Annotated in this window: 11 protein-coding genes and 1 tRNA gene; 3 read left to right on the top strand and 9 right to left on the bottom strand. The window is 45.0% G+C overall.

Annotation, left to right across the window (positions count from 1 at the left end):
- Window positions 1-116: 116 nt before the first annotated feature.
- Together F0261_RS13355 and F0261_RS13350 are read left to right on the top strand one after the other, a co-directional pair.
- Window positions 117-193, top strand: a tRNA-Val gene (locus F0261_RS13355).
- Window positions 194-390: 197 nt separating this feature from the next.
- On the top strand, window positions 391-2,109 hold the full coding sequence (locus F0261_RS13350) for an EAL domain-containing protein (protein ID WP_014978958.1): 1,719 nt from the start codon (window positions 391-393) through the stop codon (window positions 2,107-2,109).
- A gap of 159 nt (window positions 2,110-2,268) precedes the next feature.
- On the opposite strand, the gene F0261_RS13345 is transcribed toward F0261_RS13350, so the two are convergent.
- The 6 genes from F0261_RS13345 to F0261_RS13320 all read right to left on the bottom strand — a co-directional run bounded on the left by F0261_RS13345 (window position 2,269) and on the right by F0261_RS13320 (window position 12,751).
- Window positions 2,269-4,203, bottom strand: coding sequence for an EAL domain-containing protein (locus F0261_RS13345; protein ID WP_171338208.1), 1,935 nt, complete (start codon window positions 4,201-4,203; stop codon window positions 2,269-2,271).
- A gap of 194 nt (window positions 4,204-4,397) precedes the next feature.
- Window positions 4,398-5,465: an MBL fold metallo-hydrolase gene (locus F0261_RS13340; RefSeq protein ID WP_171338207.1), complete on the bottom strand. Its 1,068-nt coding sequence runs from the start codon at window positions 5,463-5,465 to the stop codon at window positions 4,398-4,400.
- A gap of 245 nt (window positions 5,466-5,710) precedes the next feature.
- Window positions 5,711-8,758, bottom strand: coding sequence for an efflux RND transporter permease subunit (locus F0261_RS13335; RefSeq protein ID WP_171338206.1), 3,048 nt, complete (start codon window positions 8,756-8,758; stop codon window positions 5,711-5,713).
- Between the two features lie 3 nt (window positions 8,759-8,761).
- Complete coding sequence (locus tag F0261_RS13330; protein ID WP_171338205.1) at window positions 8,762-9,895, bottom strand: efflux RND transporter periplasmic adaptor subunit; 1,134 nt, start codon at window positions 9,893-9,895, stop codon at window positions 8,762-8,764.
- A gap of 278 nt (window positions 9,896-10,173) precedes the next feature.
- Entirely contained in the window at window positions 10,174-12,099 is a 1,926-nt protein-coding gene (locus tag F0261_RS13325) for a monovalent cation:proton antiporter-2 (CPA2) family protein (protein ID WP_069944075.1), read from the bottom strand.
- A gap of 1 nt (window position 12,100) precedes the next feature.
- Window positions 12,101-12,751 (bottom strand): NAD(P)H-dependent oxidoreductase, encoded by a 651-nt coding sequence (locus F0261_RS13320; protein WP_171338204.1) that lies wholly within the window; start codon window positions 12,749-12,751, stop codon window positions 12,101-12,103.
- 288 nt (window positions 12,752-13,039) lie between these two features.
- Between F0261_RS13320 and F0261_RS13315 the strand changes: the two genes are divergently transcribed.
- Complete coding sequence (locus F0261_RS13315) at window positions 13,040-13,534, top strand: acyloxyacyl hydrolase (protein ID WP_171338203.1); 495 nt, start codon at window positions 13,040-13,042, stop codon at window positions 13,532-13,534.
- Between the two features lie 88 nt (window positions 13,535-13,622).
- Here F0261_RS13315 and F0261_RS13310 read toward each other — a convergent pair whose 3' ends face one another.
- From F0261_RS13310 to F0261_RS13300, 3 genes are read right to left on the bottom strand one after another with little or no spacing between them, the layout of a single operon-like run.
- Window positions 13,623-14,363, bottom strand: a complete 741-nt coding sequence (locus F0261_RS13310; RefSeq protein ID WP_253819414.1) for a hypothetical protein — start codon at window positions 14,361-14,363, stop codon at window positions 13,623-13,625.
- Between the two features lie 16 nt (window positions 14,364-14,379).
- Window positions 14,380-16,677 (bottom strand): xanthine dehydrogenase family protein molybdopterin-binding subunit, encoded by a 2,298-nt coding sequence (locus tag F0261_RS13305; RefSeq protein WP_171338201.1) that lies wholly within the window; start codon window positions 16,675-16,677, stop codon window positions 14,380-14,382.
- Complete coding sequence (locus F0261_RS13300; protein ID WP_171338200.1) at window positions 16,674-17,165, bottom strand: (2Fe-2S)-binding protein; 492 nt, start codon at window positions 17,163-17,165, stop codon at window positions 16,674-16,676. Before F0261_RS13300 ends, F0261_RS13305 begins: the two co-directional genes overlap by 4 nt.
- Window positions 17,166-17,444 lie beyond the last annotated feature (279 nt).

Raw genomic sequence — 17,444 nt, 5'->3', positions numbered from 1 at the left:
TTAGTCACTTGAATCATCATTTGATAAGTTTTACTTGCAGCTAGTGTCTGTGCTAAGTATTATACGCGCCGTTGCTTGGCATTCGCCCACCTATCAGGTGCAACAAAATTCTTTATGCGTCTATAGCTCAGTTGGTTAGAGCGCTACCTTGACATGGTAGAGGTCCCCTGTTCGAATCAGGGTAGACGCACCATCTTACGATTTAATTTCATCTTTTATTTAACCAAGTTCTGCGCAACACGCATTGGTACCCTTTTCTTTATTTAGCGATATTCACGAGTAATTTAACTTTTTAATATCGGGTGGTCTGTGTGATTTGGACTACACTAAAAGAATGGTGGCCATTTTTATATCTTTGCTATCTAACAATTTAGCACTCGCGGGAGTACGATGAGCTTACAGAAATACCAAGAGCCCCCGTTATTTGAACAGCATGGTTCGGCTGAAAGGCGGTTCCTTCAGCTTATTAGTGCCTTGCCAAAGGTATCGGTGCAAGGTTATGACAAGCACCGAAAAGTTATCTACTGGAATAAATCAAGTGAAGACATGTATGGCTTTCGTGAGTGCGAAGCACTAGGTCAAAAACTTGAAGATCTCATCATTCCCTCGTTCATGAAAAGTGAAGTGATAAAGCTACATCAGCGATGGATAGATTACGGTGAGGCAATTCCTTCAGACGAACTCGTGCTTGAGAAGAAAAGTGGCGAGCCTATCCATGTTTTCTCATCTCACGTCATGCTGAAAGAAGGCACAGATTCACCCGAAATGTATTGTGTGGATATTGACCTGAGTGAGCAGCACAACATCAGGCAAGAACTTGAGCGAATGGCATCCACAGATTTGTTAACCGAGTTGCCTAATCGACGCCTGTTAGAGCAGTTTTTGACGTCGTCTATTGAGGATGCATCGCGCAATGAGTCTGGCTTCGCTTTGTTTTTCATTGACTTAGATATGTTTAAAGAAGTTAATGACACGCTTGGGCATACCTGGGGTGATGAATTACTGCGCTCTGTTTCTAAGCGGCTGTCAGATTGTCTAAGCGAACAAGGCCTACTGGCTCGGTTTGGTGGAGACGAATTTGTTTTTGTCGCCACACAAGTGACTTCTGAAAATGAAAGTGCTGACATTGCTAAGAAACTTACTGAGTGTTTCAAGCAGAGCTTCGCACTTAGCACTGAAAACGTGCATATCACTTCAAGTATCGGTATTAGTATGTACCCTAAAGACGGAAGTGAGATTGATGATCTTCTGAAAAATGCAGACGTAGCAATGTATCAGGCGAAAGCTGAAGGCCGAAACCGTTTTCATTTTTTTACCCACGCTTTAAGTCAGAAAGTTCGACAACAGCGAAGTATCGCAGCTTATCTCCATGAGTCTTTGGTTAACGATGAGTTTGAACTCTTGTATCAACCTCAAATCGATTTGCTCACTGGAAAAGTGGCATCGTGTGAAGCGCTGTTAAGGTGGCGTCCTAAAGATGAGGATAGGGCTGTTCCACCCAATATCTTCATCCCCATTGCTGAGCGCAGTGAGTTAATTGTTCACATTGGAAATTGGGTGTTAGAAAAGGCGTGCAAACAGGCACAGTTATGGAAAGAGCAGGGCATTAATATTCGCGTTGATATCAATGTTTCAGGAAAAGAGTTAGAGCAGAATGCTTATTTCGAACGCCTAAGGGAGTGTCGAGAGCGGCACGGTTTACTGCCTAAAGATATTGGGTTAGAGCTTACTGAGAATGTGCTCATTAAGTCTGACAATACGATTTTAGAGAATTTGAGAGCGCAACGCGACCAAGGCGTTGAAATATCGATTGATGACTTTGGTACGGGTTATTCTTCGCTTAGTTATTTAAAACAGTTTCCCGTTAGCCACTTAAAAATAGATCGTTCATTTTTAAGAGGTGCACCGGAAAATGCCTACGATAGCGCGTTAATGGAGGCTATCGTGAATGTTGGTCACAAACTCGATTTAAACATTGTTGTTGAAGGCGTGGAAACTCAAAATCAATCGAACTACTGTAAGTCTCTTAACGTTGAATATGTGCAAGGCTTTCTGTATTCAAAACCCATTAGCTCTGACGCCATTATAAAGCTGCTTAACGAACAGTAAATGCGGTTAAAAGGAGGTGTATATGAAAGAGATTTTCACAACACCGCCTTAAACGTTTCATTGAATCGACGCACAATTAAGTCGTATAAAGCGCGAGGTCTCACTTAACGCGTCAATACTTATTCTGACGTTCAGTGCCTCAGACCAGCGAGCCTACACTTAGTACATTGTCCAAAGTGAGGGTTTAGAAAAGTAATAGCCTTGTTGGTGTTCAACGTCTAGCTTGCTCAGTGCAACAGACTCAGCCTCGTTTTCTACCATTTCCGCAATAACATGGATATTAAGGCCTTTCGCAATATTGATAAGGCTAGAGACAAATAACTGATTATCTTTGTTGGTATGAATTCCCTGGGTTAGCCGTCCCGAAAGCTTAACAAATTGAGGCTGAATTGCTCTTAAACCCGCAAGCGAGGCAAAGTTATCGCCAAAGTGTTCTATGGTAATTCTACAGCCCAGTTGTATGAGTTGACGGCAAAAGTTTTCGGCTACTTTTCGATGATGAATAAGCGCTGCATCTTCGACTTCAAAAATAAGTCTTGGGCATAGCGTTTCCCGGGTTCGAAGCTCTTCAATTAACCATTGTCTAAACTCGCCGTTGGCAATTGAGGCGTTACTAATATTTATAGCAACCTGATGAGACGTTACTGTTAGTTTTTTAAACACAATGCCTGCAACCAACTTGTCGACTTGAGGAATAAGGTCCAATCGCTCCGATGCGGGGATAAGTTGTGCCATGGGTATAACATCATTGGTGTCTTTGTCTTTAAATCGAGCGAACGTTTCGTAATATGCTGGTGCGTTTCGCTCTACATTCATCACGGGTTGAATGAGAATATCGGCATATTGCTGCGACACGATGTAATTGAGGCGCTCACGCCATTTCGTATTGCTATGAACCTGAGACACTTCTGAAGAAAACTGCCATCCTTTTTGCGTTTTCATTGCCGCCATCAACGCACTGTCAGCACTTTCCATTACCTGCTGTAACGACATTTGGCTAGAAAAACGTGTTACGCCCATCCACGTTGCTTTGCTTCCATCTCGAAGTGGCGTGGCGTTTGCAAACTGCTTCGACATATTTTCTAACATCAAATCCCGTTCGTCCCTCCCCATAATTTCACTTATCAAGGCGAAATCTCCGCCTGATAACCGAAATACAAAGCCACTTTTGCAATTGTGCTTCGCCTCATGCACAAGAAAGTCCGCGATAGATTTTACATAATTGTCACCAGCCAACATGCCCAACTTAGTATTAATAGTGGTAAGTTGAGCGAGCCTGATGAGAATAAGCTCTTTTTCCTGAAAATTAGACGTGTCAGACAACAGCGCGCGAGTGTGTCGCTCGAATGCACTGCGGTTCGACAACTTCGTCAATGTATCTTTATTGGCTTCTGTTTTGAATCGCTCAGATTGCTGAGCAATGTCATTAAATTTTGATGCTAACGACGTGGTTAAGGTGTTCACTGTGCTGGTAAGTTGGCGGTAATCTGTTGTAAACGCATTTACCTGCGAGGGGGTGAAGTCGTGGCTATTTATCTCATTAAGCTTCTTAATGGTGTTGGCAATGGGGCGCCTAGCAAATTTGGTTACCGTGACGATATATAGCGCGAGGGCGAAAAATAGCCCACAAAAGATAACAGCATTTTTGATGAGAATAGCGGTGATTTCAGTGTAAATATAAGACGTGTCTGACGTAACTAACAAATAACCATCATTGTTCGAAAAAGGAATTTTCTTGTTAACGGCAGGTGCGGAGTCCAGCTGTAAGTACCAATTAGGAACAATAGTGTTAGGCGAGCGCTCGTACTTCGCAAACACATTTCCTTCGACATCAATGACTTTGGCTGCGGATAAAAACGGCTGCAATACCATTTGACGAAGCAAGGCATCAATCACTGATTGCTTCGACTGAGAAGACAAGGCAGAGGTTTGTAAGACGGTTGTTTCGTAACGCAGCCGTGCTTCTTCAGCTTCTTGCTCGATTGACACTGAAGTGCGAGATTTTATTTCGCTTAGCTCAATACTCGACAACACCGTAAATGCTAAAAGCATAAGGGCAAAAACGCCCAAATTAATTTGACTAGACAGCTTCATTGCTAGCAGTTAGCTCCTTTAACTGAGAAATTTATTATTCGCCTCAACCAAATCGAGTACTATCACTTTGATTGAGGCTTTTGTTATACCCGCCAATAGTGCCTAAGCGGCGAATAATAAATGTACTGCAAAACATAGAGTTAAGCGAGCAATTAAGGCCCAGAATAATGAAGCAAGCGCTATTTATTAGCTACTCACCTTTCGTCTAACCACCACGTTTTGTTCGGAGCTTCGCCTGCACCCTTAACCGGAACAACTTCGCCAAAGATAGGAATACTGGTGGGAACACCCTTAGCACCAGCAAGGTCTGTGATTTTTATTAAAGGCTCATTCCAATTATGTAGTGCTAAATCAAAGGTACTGTTGTGCACGGGCATCATGACACTAGCTTGAATATCAATATGGGCTTGCAAGCTCTCTTCAGGCAGCATGTGAATGTCAGACCATAGCTCGTTGTACGCACCGGTTTCAATCATCGATAAATCAAACGGACCGTACTTTTCACCAATGGCTTTAAATCCGTCAAAATAGCCCGAGTCACCGCTGTAAAAGATATTGGTATTTGCAGACTTGATAACCCAACTTGCCCAAAGAGTTTCGTCTCTATCAAATAAACCTCGTCCTGAGAAATGCTGAGACGGTGTGGCCACTATTTCAATGTCGCTCACTTTTGTACTTTGCCACCAATTTAGCTCAACAACTTTATTTGCATCCACACCCCAGTCACGTAAATGATTGCCTACTTTTAGCGGTGTAATAAACACGTCGACTTTGTTTTTTAGTATTTCAATACTGCCCTTATCTAAATGGTCGTAATGATCGTGACTTATGATAACGGCATCTAATTTAGGCAAGTCTTCCAGTGAAATTGGCGCTTGGTGGAAACGCTTGGGTCCCATCCATTGGACGGGAGAAGCACGCTCACTAAAGACCGGGTCGATCAATATATAACGCTCGGCAAGTTTCAATAGGGTAGTAGAGTGGCCCAGCTTTATCACGCTGTCTTCTGCAACTGCGTCAAGCATTTGTAGGGTAAGTGCCGACACGGGTATGTCAAACGTTGGCGTTGCAGCATCTCTATTGTCACGAAAATACGCTTTGGTGACTTTCCACATGTCTCGCCACGTCGTTTTATATTCAATATGAGTATTAGTGAATTTTTCAGGTTGCGGCGCGCTTGCAGCAAGGGTGTTTGAAGAACCACAGAAAGATGTCATAAGTAAAACTCCAACAAGAAAGCGTATGCGATTAAAAACGGGCATGCTCTCACCTTAAATAAAAAAAGTATACTGCACAGTGTAGTTTACACATAATAAACTAATTTTGTTAAAAGTAAACTGCTGGGTGTAGTTTTTGTTGGGGAGGTTAGATTGCAGCTAAGCGATAGTATGCAGCCAGCATGAGTAGACTCTCCTCATACTGGCTGTTAACAATATTAGGTTCGCACCGTTTTTGCGCTACCTACACGAACTAGCGCACAACTAATCGAATTTGTTGTGCGTACTTTTTATTCTGACTTTATACCGTGGAACGTACAGTGCAGCACAGGCAATATAAGCAGTGTAAGTACGGTGGCAACGGTCAGACCAAATACAATAACAACGGCCATCGACGCGAAGAACGCATCAGAAAACAGCGGGATCATACCCAGTATGGTAGTGATGGCTGCCATTGAAACGGGACGTACACGAGATACTGACGCGGCTACTACGGCATCGAATGCGCCACTGTTACCCTTTGCCTGTACGTTTATTTCTTCCATTAATACGATCCCGTTTTTAAGCACCATACCAATAAGGCTTAAGCTGCCGAGTAGCGCCATGAATGTAAAGGGTGCACCAACTAACACCAAGCCGCCAATAATTCCGATAGTGGTGAGCGGAATTACGCCCCATATCGCTAACGCCTGACGAAGCTTGCCAAACAGCAAAACGGTGATAATGAACATACCTAATATACCAATAGGCATACTTGCAAATAGGGCGCTTTGCGCGTCTGTTGATGTCTCGTATTCGCCGCCCCATTCAATGTGGTAGCCATCAGGCAGTTTAAGCTCTTCTACAAGAGGGCGAACTTTAGCTTGCACGCTCGCAGCCGTCTCACCGGATAAAGGCATGGGCTCTGCATATACTGCCAGCATCCGCACCCGGTTGCGGCGTTTGATGATAGGGTTATCAAGCGATACATCCACATTGCTGATAACATCAGCCATGCTTATATATTTACCTTGTTCTTGGCTCCATACGTTGAGTGAGGCGAGGTTATCTATGTCATAGCGCTGGTTTGGATCGTTGCGCATGACAATAGGTATTAAATCGCTACCTTCGCGGTAAAGGCCCACAGTTTCACCTTCATTGTTCAGTAAAAACGCGGTGTGAACGGCATCTCGCGTTACGCCGATACGTCTGGCTTGTTCCTCCAGAAACACAGGTTCAACAAATGGGACTTTGTTGCTCCACGACAAGCGAACGCTGTCCATGGTTTTCTCTGCTTGGAATATGGCTTCAATGTCGCTGCTTATCTCACGTAAAACTTCAGGCTCTGGTCCGTAGATTCTCGCTTCAATTGCCGCTTTTGCAGAAGGGCCTACTTGAAGTGCTTTTACCTTGTATTGCACATTAGGAAAGTCTTCTCGCACCAACTCGATAATTTCTCGCATACGAGCATCACGAGACTCAACCGTATCAGTTTCAACGATAAGCTGACCATAACTGGCGTATCTGTCTTCTGGCGCATAGGTGAGGGTAAGACGCTGTGCTCCACCGCCAATAACGCTTGTTACGTTGGCGATATTCTCCATACCTAACACGTTGTCTTCTAAGCGGCGAATAGACTGCTCGGTGGTTAAGATGTCGCTACCTTCAGGCAGCCACAAATCGACGAAAAACAGCGGTGTGGATGAATCAGGGAAAAATGCATTTTTTACGAATTTACCTGACGCCATGCTGCCTACTAATGCAACAAGTACCAGTACAATTGTCACGTAACGATGATTGATAGCAGCAGTAAGCACACGCTTGTATACCGTAAAAATAATGCCCTTATATGGGTCGTCATCTTCGTCATTAGCACCGCGCTCTTTTTCAGTTTTAAACAGTAAGTCGAAAAAGAAGGGGGTAATGGTAAGTGCGGTGATCCAACTTAAGAAAAGCGAAAAGCACAGTACCCAGAAGAGGGAGCCGACGAATTCACCTGTGGCATCTGGCGATAGACCAATTGGCGCAAAAGCGGTGATGGCAATCACAGTCGCGCCAAGCAGCGGTAACCCATTTTGCGACACCACGTCTTTTGCCGCCTGAAGCTTGGTTTGTCCTTTTCTCACACCAATTAACATGCCTTCGGTTACCACGATGGCGTTGTCGACCAACATGCCAAGAGCAATAATAAGCGCACCCAAAGAGATTTTTTGCAACTCAATGCCTTTTACCGACATCAATATAAAAGTGCCAAGAATGGTAAGCACAAGAATGAGCCCCATCAGAACGCCGCTGCGCCAGCCCATGAAAAGTAGCAGCACGAAAATAACGATGGCCACGGCTTCAACAAGGTTGATAAGAAAGCCAGTTACAGAATCGTCGACCACTGTGGGCTGGTTGTAAACGGTATCCAGCGTCATACCTAGGGGCATACGCTGCTCTAGCTCGGCAATTTTGCTATCAAGTCGTTTACCTACATCAACTACATTTACCGCCGACGCGAACGACACACCAATTGACAGAGCCGGCGTGCCAGAACTGTGATAAAGGATTGAAGGGGTATCGTTAAGCTTGCGCTCAATAGTCGCAATATCTGTTAAGCGAATAAGGCCGCTTGCAGGTGAGCCAATCACCACCTGACCTAACGCTTCTAGGTTATCAAATTCGCCAGTGGGCTGTATGGACAGGCGCTTGCCCTGAACCTTAATCGAACCCGCGTTGCCCACTACATTTTGCGCGGTTAAAAGGCCTGCAATGGATTCTGCAGAAACATTTAGAGTTTTCATTTTATCGTGATCTAACGACACAATAATCTGTTCATTGACGGTACCAGCAATCGACACCTTTTTTACACCGTCAACAAGCTGAATCTCTCGCTGCATTAAATCTGCAAAGTCTTCCATTTGCTTAAGGGAGTAGTCTTCGCTTTTAAGGGTAAGCAGCAGGCCAAAAACGTCACCAAAGTCATCATTCACAATAGAGGTACTGGTGCCAGGTGGCAGTGATGCTTGTGCATCGCCCACTTTACGGCGCAAGTTGTCCCAGTATTGCTCTAGGTCCTTAGCCTGGACACTGCTTTTAAGCTCAACGGTAATTTGTGATAGCCCAACCATGTTTACTGAGCTGATTCGTTTTACGTTGGGTATACGCTGAATCGCCTTTTCAAGCTGCAGCGTAACTTCTTCCTCAACTTGCTCAGGCGTTGCCCCTGGGTATTGAGTAATAACCAGAGCATTTCTAATGGTGAATTCGGGAAACTCTAGCTGACCTAAGCCAAGAAAAGTCACAATGCCGCCAACACCCAAGATGATGGCGACCATCCAGCTAATTACTTTTTGACGAAAAAAATACTCGACCATGGCTTATAGGCCCCCTTCTTTCGTCCACTCCGTAACAGCTTGGCCTTCTTTTACAAGATGAGCTCCAGCAGCAACGATTTTATCATCGTCGTTTAGCGGGCCTTCAACTAACAGACCGTTGGAAATACCGCGCGTAATCATCACTTCTACTGCTTCTACGGTGCCCTTCGTCGCGTCGCTATCACTAGGCTTAAAACGCCATACAATCGCTTTGTCTGGATCTGAATTGTCAGTAACCACCGCACCAAAAGGCACTAGCCAAAGCTTCGCGTTAGACTCAATGAGTTTCGACATATCAAGTAATACGGTGGCGCTCATGCCCGCTAGAACATTGATGTCGTCTGGTTCTGGCAGAGTAATTGTTACCTCATAGCTAAGCTCGCCTTGTCGCGTGGTGCTTTCGTGATCCTTATACATGGCCGCGTAACGCTTGTCTGGCATACCTGAAAAGCTCACCCATGCCATTTCAGATGTTCGATTTTCACGGGCTCGTGAGCGATCAATCATACGCATTTTTTGCTCTGGCAATTGAAACGTAACGTCGATTGCACCCGGCATATGAAGCTCGGCAATGGTTTGCTGCGGTACAATAACTTGGTAATTTTCAACAGGAACAGACGCAATAAGCCCAGCAAACGGTGCGCGAAGCTCCGTATAGCTTAGCTGGTCCTGTGCGTTGGTCAGACTGGCTTTAGCGGCTAAAAAATTGGCTTTCGCTTCATCAAAAGTAGAGCGGCTTACCGCGCCTTTTTCAACGGAAGCCTCCATACGTTCAAACATAGCCGATGACACGTCAAACTGAGACTGGGCGGTGGCTAACTGTGCTTTCGCGTCTCTATCATCAAGTCTAGCGATAAGCTGGTTCTCTTTAACTTCTTCACCAGCTTTTACTTTGAGTTCTTGGAGTTTGCCGCCAATGCGAAACGAAAGGTTCGAATATTCAGCCGCTTCCACTTGCCCCGGGAATTTAGCGATGGTTTCGTCTGAGTGCTGCACTTTATAAAGCGTTACCGGTGTTGATGAGACTGCTTTGGGAGGCGTGGGGGCTTCTTCACACGCACTTAATCCAGCGAGTGCAGTAAATACCATCACAGTGCGCAGGGCTAAGCTGTGAAAGAGACTTTTTTCAGACAACATGGTAACTCTCCATTTAAATAGACCGCTTTTTATTCCCAATAAGGCAATGGGTTATCTTGTACAAGGCGCGTGTTAACTTCTGAACGTGAAAGATAAAAAGCCAATATACGACAAGTTTGATATACATACAGGTTATAGCGCTTTTTTCTCTTTTCGATCAGATTTTTGTTTATTTTTACAAGGCAATAGTATGCTACCGCCCATAAATATTCGTGGGTGTCCGGTCACTATCAGACAATTACTCTCTCTAAATACCGCCGGCTAGTTCGCAATTCACCCTAGTCAGGTTTCTCATCGGGCGCGAGGTTTTCAGCATAGCCTTTCGGTGGTGGCGTCCAGCCACGCATTTTCGAATGCTTGTCATGTAAATCTGCTTTTAGCGCATTTTCGATTAGCGACTCAAGTTCAATAAAGAGTTTCAGATAATTATTGTCTACTCGTTCTCCGCTGGCCTCATCCGCCCACGCGTGATACAGCACATCGTTTTGCTGAGCCTCAATATTTTTATACGCCATTTTTTGCCGTTCAACTTGGAAAGGGTGAATATTGAGCGAGCGAAGTGCCTCTGCGCCCATCTCAAGAGCGCTGTGGTACGTTTCAGATACCACAAAATCTGCGCCCAACTGGCGCAAGCGATACCCATGACCGCGGTCAAAGGCACGCGCAAGCACTTTAATGTTAGGAAATGCGTGCTTGGCGTATTTCACCATTTCGGCAGCGGTTTCTTTATCGTCTATAGCAATAACTAGTAACGATGCTTCATGGGCGCCAGCAGTATGCAAAATGTCTGGTTTGGATGCATCGCCAAAATAGGCTTTGGTGCCAATCCGTCTGATAAGGTCTATTTGCTCAGAGCGAATATCAAGCACAACGGTATTTACATCGTTGGCCACTAAAAGACGGTTAATGATTTGTCCGAAGCGCCCAATTCCAGCAATAACGACTGTGCCTTTCTCGTCAATTTCATCTTCAGCTCGCTGTGATTTCGCGTTTTTGTAGCGAGGAATGATGGCCTTGTCGAAAAGAATAAAAAGTCCTGGCGTTAGGAACATTGAAATGGCAACAACAAGCGAGAGAACAGAAATAATGTCGCTGGGCAGCACATAGTTTTGCGAGGCAAAACTTAATAGCACAAAGCCAAATTCACCCGCCTGAGCAAGACTTAGTGTGAACAGCCATTTGTTAGTGCCTTTTATTTTAAAAATTAAGGCGATGATAAAAAGCACAATGGCTTTCACAAGCATAACAGCTACGGTTAGCCCTGCTATCAGCATTGGGCTCTCACTAAGAACGGAAAAGTTAATGCCTGCGCCTACCGTTATAAAAAAGAGGCCTAACAATAAGCCTTTAAACGGCTCGATATTAGCTTCAAGTTCATGCCTGAATTCACTGTTTGCCAAAACTACACCGGCCAAGAATGCACCAAGGGCGGGAGACAGACCTACAAGTCCCATTAGTGCTGCAATTCCTATAATGAGCATGAGCGCAGTGGCGGTAAAAATTTCCCGTAAACCCGATGCAGCAACAAACTTAAATAAGGGGCGACTTAAGTAGTGTCCTCCAATGGTTAGAAAGGCAATTGAGCTAATGATCACAAGACCTGAAGCCCAAGGGGCAAGCCCTTCAACTAAATTAAAGCTATCGTGTGACCCTGTATCGCCGCCATGTGCATTTCCTGCTTCGACCAGTTCGGGTATGGCAAGGAGGGGGATTAGCGCAAGCATGGGAATAACCGCGATATCCTGAAACAGCAGCACAGAAAAAGCGCTTTTGCCTCCTTCCGTTTTTTGCAGCCCTTTTTCTTGCAACGTTTGTAAAACAATGGCGGTTGAAGAAAGGGCGAATATAAGGCCTATTGTAAGGGCAATGCTAAAAGGCTGATCAAGCAATATGGCTACGCCTGTGATAAGGGCGGTGGTTAACGCTAACTGAAGGCCGCCCAATCCCATTAGTTTTGACTTCATCGCCCACAGCGAGCGAGGCTCTAGTTCTAGCCCAACCAAAAACAGCATCATGACTACGCCGAATTCAGCAAAATGTTGAATGGCAACAGTTTCGTCACCAACAAGGCCGAATATGGGGCCAATCACTAGCCCTGCTATTAAATAGCCTAGTACAGACCCTAATCCAAGACGCTTCGCAATGGGCACTGCAATTACGGCGGCGACCAGATAGATAAATGCATATAAGAAATAGCCAGTCACGTTACTCTCCTTGCGACGTACAAAGGTCTGCGAGATTCTCGATGTGCTTTGCTTTTTCTAGATTCAGGGTGTTAGTGGTCAATTTGTTTAGCAAGGTTGTCCACTTACCTCTATGTTCAGCAACGCGATGCTCTTCTTGCGCAGTACGAGAGCCAAAGATCGCAAAAGGAGCAATGTAGGTCATATGCGTGATCTGAGCCATTTGCTCTAAAGGCTGGAGTAGTTGCCTGATGGTGTAATGATTAAAGCCATCAGTCTCATAGGCTTCTTCCTTACCGCCTGCACTTAATGCGCAAAGAAATAATTTATCTTTAAGTGCAGTGCCTTCATGCCCATAGGCAAAACCATATTCCAACACTAAATCTTGCCATTCTTTTAAGATTGAAGGTGTGGAATACCAGTAAAGTGGAAACAGAAAAACAACGACATCGTGGTCGATTAAACGCTGCTGCTCCCGTTCAATATCAATATTGAAATCTGGATACTCTGCATACAAGTCAACAGCAGTAACGTGTTTATTCATTTTTGCTTCGTGAAAAAGCGGCACATTTACTTCTGAACGGGTTTGCGCGGGGTGGGCAAAGAGAACCAGTACTTTCTTACTTTTCTTGGTGCTCTCTACATTGCTTTCAATGTTGTTCTCGTCAGTCATACATTTTTACTCAGTGCTACAGCCAGCTCTCGTTGAGCTATAAGGATCCGTTGATTTTTAATGCGCAAAAACACAGCAAAGGTCAAAAGACCCTAGGTTATTCAATAATTCAATCTGTACGTTTAGAGCAAATAAGAATGTGTTTTTCCTCAAAGTTATAAGGTTACCAATATTTATTAGGTTGAAAAAAGTAACCTGATTACCATTATGTACTCACGTATAAAAACAGCTTCGAATAGAAGTGTCGACGGAACACTATTTTTAACTTTTGCTTAGAACAGTATAAACATGAAAACACCAGTAAAAACACTCGCACTTGCATTATCTTTACTTTCTCCCCTTGTTTCTTTTTCTACTCAAGCCCTGCCGCAAGGAAGTGAGCTTAAAGCAGGGGCTGCGGTATGGAACTTGTTTGATGACGCAGACCGTTACGCATTGCACGTTGCCTACATCCATAAACCGCTAGACTCGTTTTACGGTTTACGACCTACCGTACTTCTGGTTAATGCGGACCAAGGCCAACATTACTTCGCAGCGGGTTTGGCAAAAGATGTCTACAAATACAATGCCTTTTCAGTACGCGTTGCATTTCACGCAGGCATTGTTGATGAATCTGAAAATCTAGGCGACACCATTGAGTTCTATTCATCACTTTCCGGACTCTACAATTTCTCTGAATCATTTTCGCTAGAAGCTGAAATTGGCCACATTTCTAACGGCGGGCTAGGGGACACGAACCCTGGTTCAGAATCGTTTGTATTGAGCGCTCACTACCATTTCTAATCTCGCCTAAACAAGCAATGCCTACTTCTTTTGTTGAACAGCCCGCTTAAAACGCGGGCTGTTCATTTTTGGCAAAGACTTTTTTAACTTAACTTTCTGTCGGGCAAGGTGCGCCGCCGTTAATCCAAACCGACATTGCCTTAGCGAACTGTGCATGTGTCCCAGGTGCAGGTGTTCTGCCTGGGCCGGGGTTCCATGCCCATCTCACTAATGGATCATCACTGACATGGTGTTCAAATTCTTTTTTGAACGTTTTCATGTCATCTCTTCCCCCACGTTGAGCAAGAAAAGAGTTCAAACGGGGATTTAACCAATTGTTGCATAATTTTGAGGGTGTCATGTCGCTGCCAACTATCATGGTAGGAGGCGGCATGTGCCATACAAAACCTGGCATTAGCTCGTTTGCTGCGCCAGGTGGCCTGCCAGGTTCACGCGCATTTTCATCTTGGTGACATCCGCGGCAGTTTACGGGGTGCGTTTCGCCAACCTGAACAAACTTTCCATCTTGCACCGCCATTTTCAAGTTATTCACAGAGGTAATGTTCATAGGGTGGGGGACGCTGTTGTCGCCCACTGTCGGTCGGTGAGCGCCATCTTCAATAACACCATGACAGTTCACACACCGTGGATGTGTTGCTACATCGAACAAGTAGTTAAATGCTGTCGTTGGGTTAGGATCTTGCTGATAAGCTTCAAAAGCAGGCGTTGAGTTAGTTGCTTTTGAATCGCTAGCGGTCAAATTACTATGGTCGCTATCGTCATTTTTATTTGCAATACACCCACTCAGGACGAATGATGAGAGAGCACCAATCAATAGGACTGTTATCATTTTCATCATACTGCCCTTATGCTTTTAATGCTGCGGTAACGTGTTGAGCAAGCATGGGCAAATGACGTAGCCGTACACCAATGGCTTGGTACACGGCATTGCCGATAGCCGGCGCGACACCAATAACGCCTGGTTCACCCAGTCCTACTGGGAACTCCTCACTTTCAACAAGTTCAATATCCATCTCTGGGACATCGTTCATACGTAGAGGAAGGTAGGTATGTAAGTTTGTTTTTGAAACCTGACCGTTTTTCACTTCGTTATGTTCAAACAGTGCCAAGCTCAGTCCCCACAGCAGTGAACCTTCAAGTTGTGCCATCGCGCCATCTGGATGAATAACAATACCAGCATCAGACACAACCCATAACTTCTTAACCGTTATCTTTCCAGTGCGCTTATTAACGTGAACATGAGCTGCAGTCGCGAGCCAAGCTGGCATAGTGCGTTCTTGACCCGCACTTACGCTATAGCCAATGCCTTCATCAGCACCAAGTTTAACTTTCGCAGTCTTTTTCTTAAGAATTTCAAGCGTATTGGCAAGTCGTGTGGCACCGCCGACACTTTCAGGCGCTTTGCCCCCTTGTTTACCTTTACCATCTAACATAGCAAGTCTGAAGTCGACGGGGTCTTTGTTGGCTTTCACTGCCACTTCGTCAATAAATGATTCTAAGCCCCATACAATCCAACCTTGACCTACCGAACGCAGCCAACCTGGCGTAAACGTATCTTGCGCTACCTTATTGTTAACCGCGCGTGCGCGATGGTGAGACATGGTGTACCAGTGGTCGGCACCAGATGCCGAAAACATATCGACTTTCCCTTCACCGTTTACTCCTGGTGCTAGAAATCCTGGTGCCATTTTTAGTGTTGGCCAGCCTGCCGCTAGCGCATGCTCCATGCCTAAAAACTGATTATTTTCATCGAACGACGCATTAAACAGTGAAGTAGAGGCAGAGCGGGGTTGATCAAATAATGTATCATCCGGGCGCATGAACACCAGTTTGACTGGCCGGCCAGCAGCTTTAGCTGTAAGCAAAGCTGGAACAACCCAATCACCAAAAAGGCGTCGCCCAAAGCCACCGCCAAGATAATACTGGTGAAGGACCACATCACTTTCTGGCACTTCTGCAGCTTTAGCTACAGTAGGAAGTGTTAGGCTCTGCCACTGGTTACCCGTATGTATATGCCATTTACCACCTTTAAATTCAGCAATGGCGTTAAGTGGTTCTAGCTGGAAATGATTGGCAGTCGCTGTGGTGTATAAAGCTTCAATGGTTTGTGCCGCTTGTGTTTGCGCCAGCTCTATATTTCCTTCGTCTACAAAAACGGTGCCTTCCTTACGATCGCGTACAATTCTTTCGCCTTCTTTTTGTATATCAGCTTCAGAAACATTAGCGGTTTTACCGGCGTTATAGCCGACTTTCACCATATCAACGGCTTTAATCGCTGTGGGGTAGTCTGTAGCCAATACAGTGACCCAGCCTTCGATGGTACCGCTCGGATCGGTAAGCACTTTATAACCTTTATATCCCGGTAGACTCTTAGCCTTACTGTCGTCGACATTTGTTACTGTACTGCCATAACGAGTCGGAGGCAGAATGGGGCGTGCATAAAGCATGTTTTCCACTTCCACATCAATGCCGTATACCGCAGTACCGTTAGTTTTAGGCGGGATGTCGAGTGCTTTGTAGTCTGCGTTAACACCGATAAGGTGGCGTTTTTTACCCGGTTTAATTGGCAATTCAGCAAGCTCATCTGCACTGAATGTTTTGTCTACTTTGCCATTCGCTACGATATCACCGTAGCTAATTTTTTCGTTACCTGAGATAACAAAGCCTTTTTCTGCCTTACAACTATCGGCAGGCACGCCAAGTAGCTTCGCACCTGCATCAATTAACACCATGCGGCCAGCGGCGCCCGCCTGAGACATTGGCTTGTAAGTATGGAAAATTGACCAAGAGCCGCCTGTTACCATGTAGCCCCATTTCGGGTCTGTATCAACGTGCACTATAGACACTTTCTCCCAGTCGCACTCAAGCTCATCAGCCAAGATTCTAGCGATTGGCGTGCCGATATGCTGACCCATTTCAGCTTTGGCTATGTTGACGGTAACGTTGCCATCTGTATCCATTTCAAACCAAATATTTGGAGAAAACTGTTTGGCTTCAATACTTTCTTTCGCCGACAGCAGGGATGGAATAGCGGCAGCACCAAATGCCATGAATAAAGACGTTTTCACTGATCCCACCATAAAAGACCGGCGAGATAAGTTGATCATGTCTTTCTTTTCTTGAGAGATATTTTTCATGCTCATGCGTTTTCCCCTTCTGATGAAGCGGTTGGATCAAAGTATTGAACAGAAGACGTTGCAGCGCGCTTAATCGCCTTTTTTATGCGCGCGTAAGCCATACAGCGGCAATAATTGGTGCTCATGTGATTAACAATATCTTGGTCGCTCGGGTTTGGATTTCTATCTAGCAATGTCGCTGCTTGCATGATTTGGCCAGACTGGCAATAGCCACACTGAGGAACCTGCTCTTCTACCCAAGCAGATTGCAGCGGATGCGCGTTGTTGAAGCTTTCAATAGTGTTTACGTTCTTATCTTTAGCTAACGAAACGGGATAGGAGCAAGAGCGAATAGCGTTACCATCAATATGTACCGTGCATGCGCCACACATCGCTACACCGCACCCAAACTTGGTACCTTTTAGTCCAAATTCATCGCGTATTACCCAAACGAGAGGCGTATCTGATGCGGCATTTGTCTGCACTCTTTTTCCATTTAACGTAAATTCAATCATGGTTTGTGTCACCGTGAAGTTAATGTTTAATATGCTCTCGCCAAGGCGCTGTACTTGGTTTGAACGGTCTGTTTTGCCTGTTTTAATTGGTATTATTAAAATCTGGCCGCGTTGGCTCTCCCTTTAATAACCGCTTACTCCATAGACGCCCGAATGAACCTTTCGAATTGGAGTTAGACTAATTAACTAAAGGTATACTAGAGGCCAAACTTGCTTATGTGGTCTATTTTAGTTACCTTGTTCAAACAAACAATTAGTATACTTTTAGTAACTAGGTGG

The sequence above is a fragment of the Alteromonas sp. 07-89-2 genome, from assembly GCF_013113925.1.
In the GTDB taxonomy this organism is placed as follows: domain Bacteria; phylum Pseudomonadota; class Gammaproteobacteria; order Enterobacterales; family Alteromonadaceae; genus Alteromonas; species Alteromonas macleodii.
The sequence above is the reverse complement of the archived record's forward strand: the minus strand, read 5'-3'. Positions and strand labels throughout refer to the sequence as shown.

What these genes read in the sequence shown, in the direction of transcription:
- F0261_RS13350 (WP_014978958.1), top strand. Translation starts at nt 391, where the DNA reads ATGAGCTTACAGAAATACCAAGAGCCCCCGTTATTTGAACAGCATGGT.
- F0261_RS13345 (WP_171338208.1), bottom strand. Translation starts at nt 4,203, where the DNA reads ATGAAGCTGTCTAGTCAAATTAATTTGGGCGTTTTTGCCCTTATGCTT.
- F0261_RS13340 (WP_171338207.1), bottom strand. Translation starts at nt 5,465, where the DNA reads ATGCCCGTTTTTAATCGCATACGCTTTCTTGTTGGAGTTTTACTTATG.
- F0261_RS13335 (WP_171338206.1), bottom strand. Translation starts at nt 8,758, where the DNA reads ATGGTCGAGTATTTTTTTCGTCAAAAAGTAATTAGCTGGATGGTCGCC.
- F0261_RS13330 (WP_171338205.1), bottom strand. Translation starts at nt 9,895, where the DNA reads ATGTTGTCTGAAAAAAGTCTCTTTCACAGCTTAGCCCTGCGCACTGTG.
- F0261_RS13320 (WP_171338204.1), bottom strand. Translation starts at nt 12,751, where the DNA reads ATGACTGACGAGAACAACATTGAAAGCAATGTAGAGAGCACCAAGAAA.
- F0261_RS13315 (WP_171338203.1), top strand. Translation starts at nt 13,040, where the DNA reads ATGAAAACACCAGTAAAAACACTCGCACTTGCATTATCTTTACTTTCT.
- F0261_RS13310 (WP_253819414.1), bottom strand. Translation starts at nt 14,363, where the DNA reads ATGATAACAGTCCTATTGATTGGTGCTCTCTCATCATTCGTCCTGAGT.
- F0261_RS13305 (WP_171338201.1), bottom strand. Translation starts at nt 16,677, where the DNA reads ATGAGCATGAAAAATATCTCTCAAGAAAAGAAAGACATGATCAACTTA.
- F0261_RS13300 (WP_171338200.1), bottom strand. Translation starts at nt 17,165, where the DNA reads ATGATTGAATTTACGTTAAATGGAAAAAGAGTGCAGACAAATGCCGCA.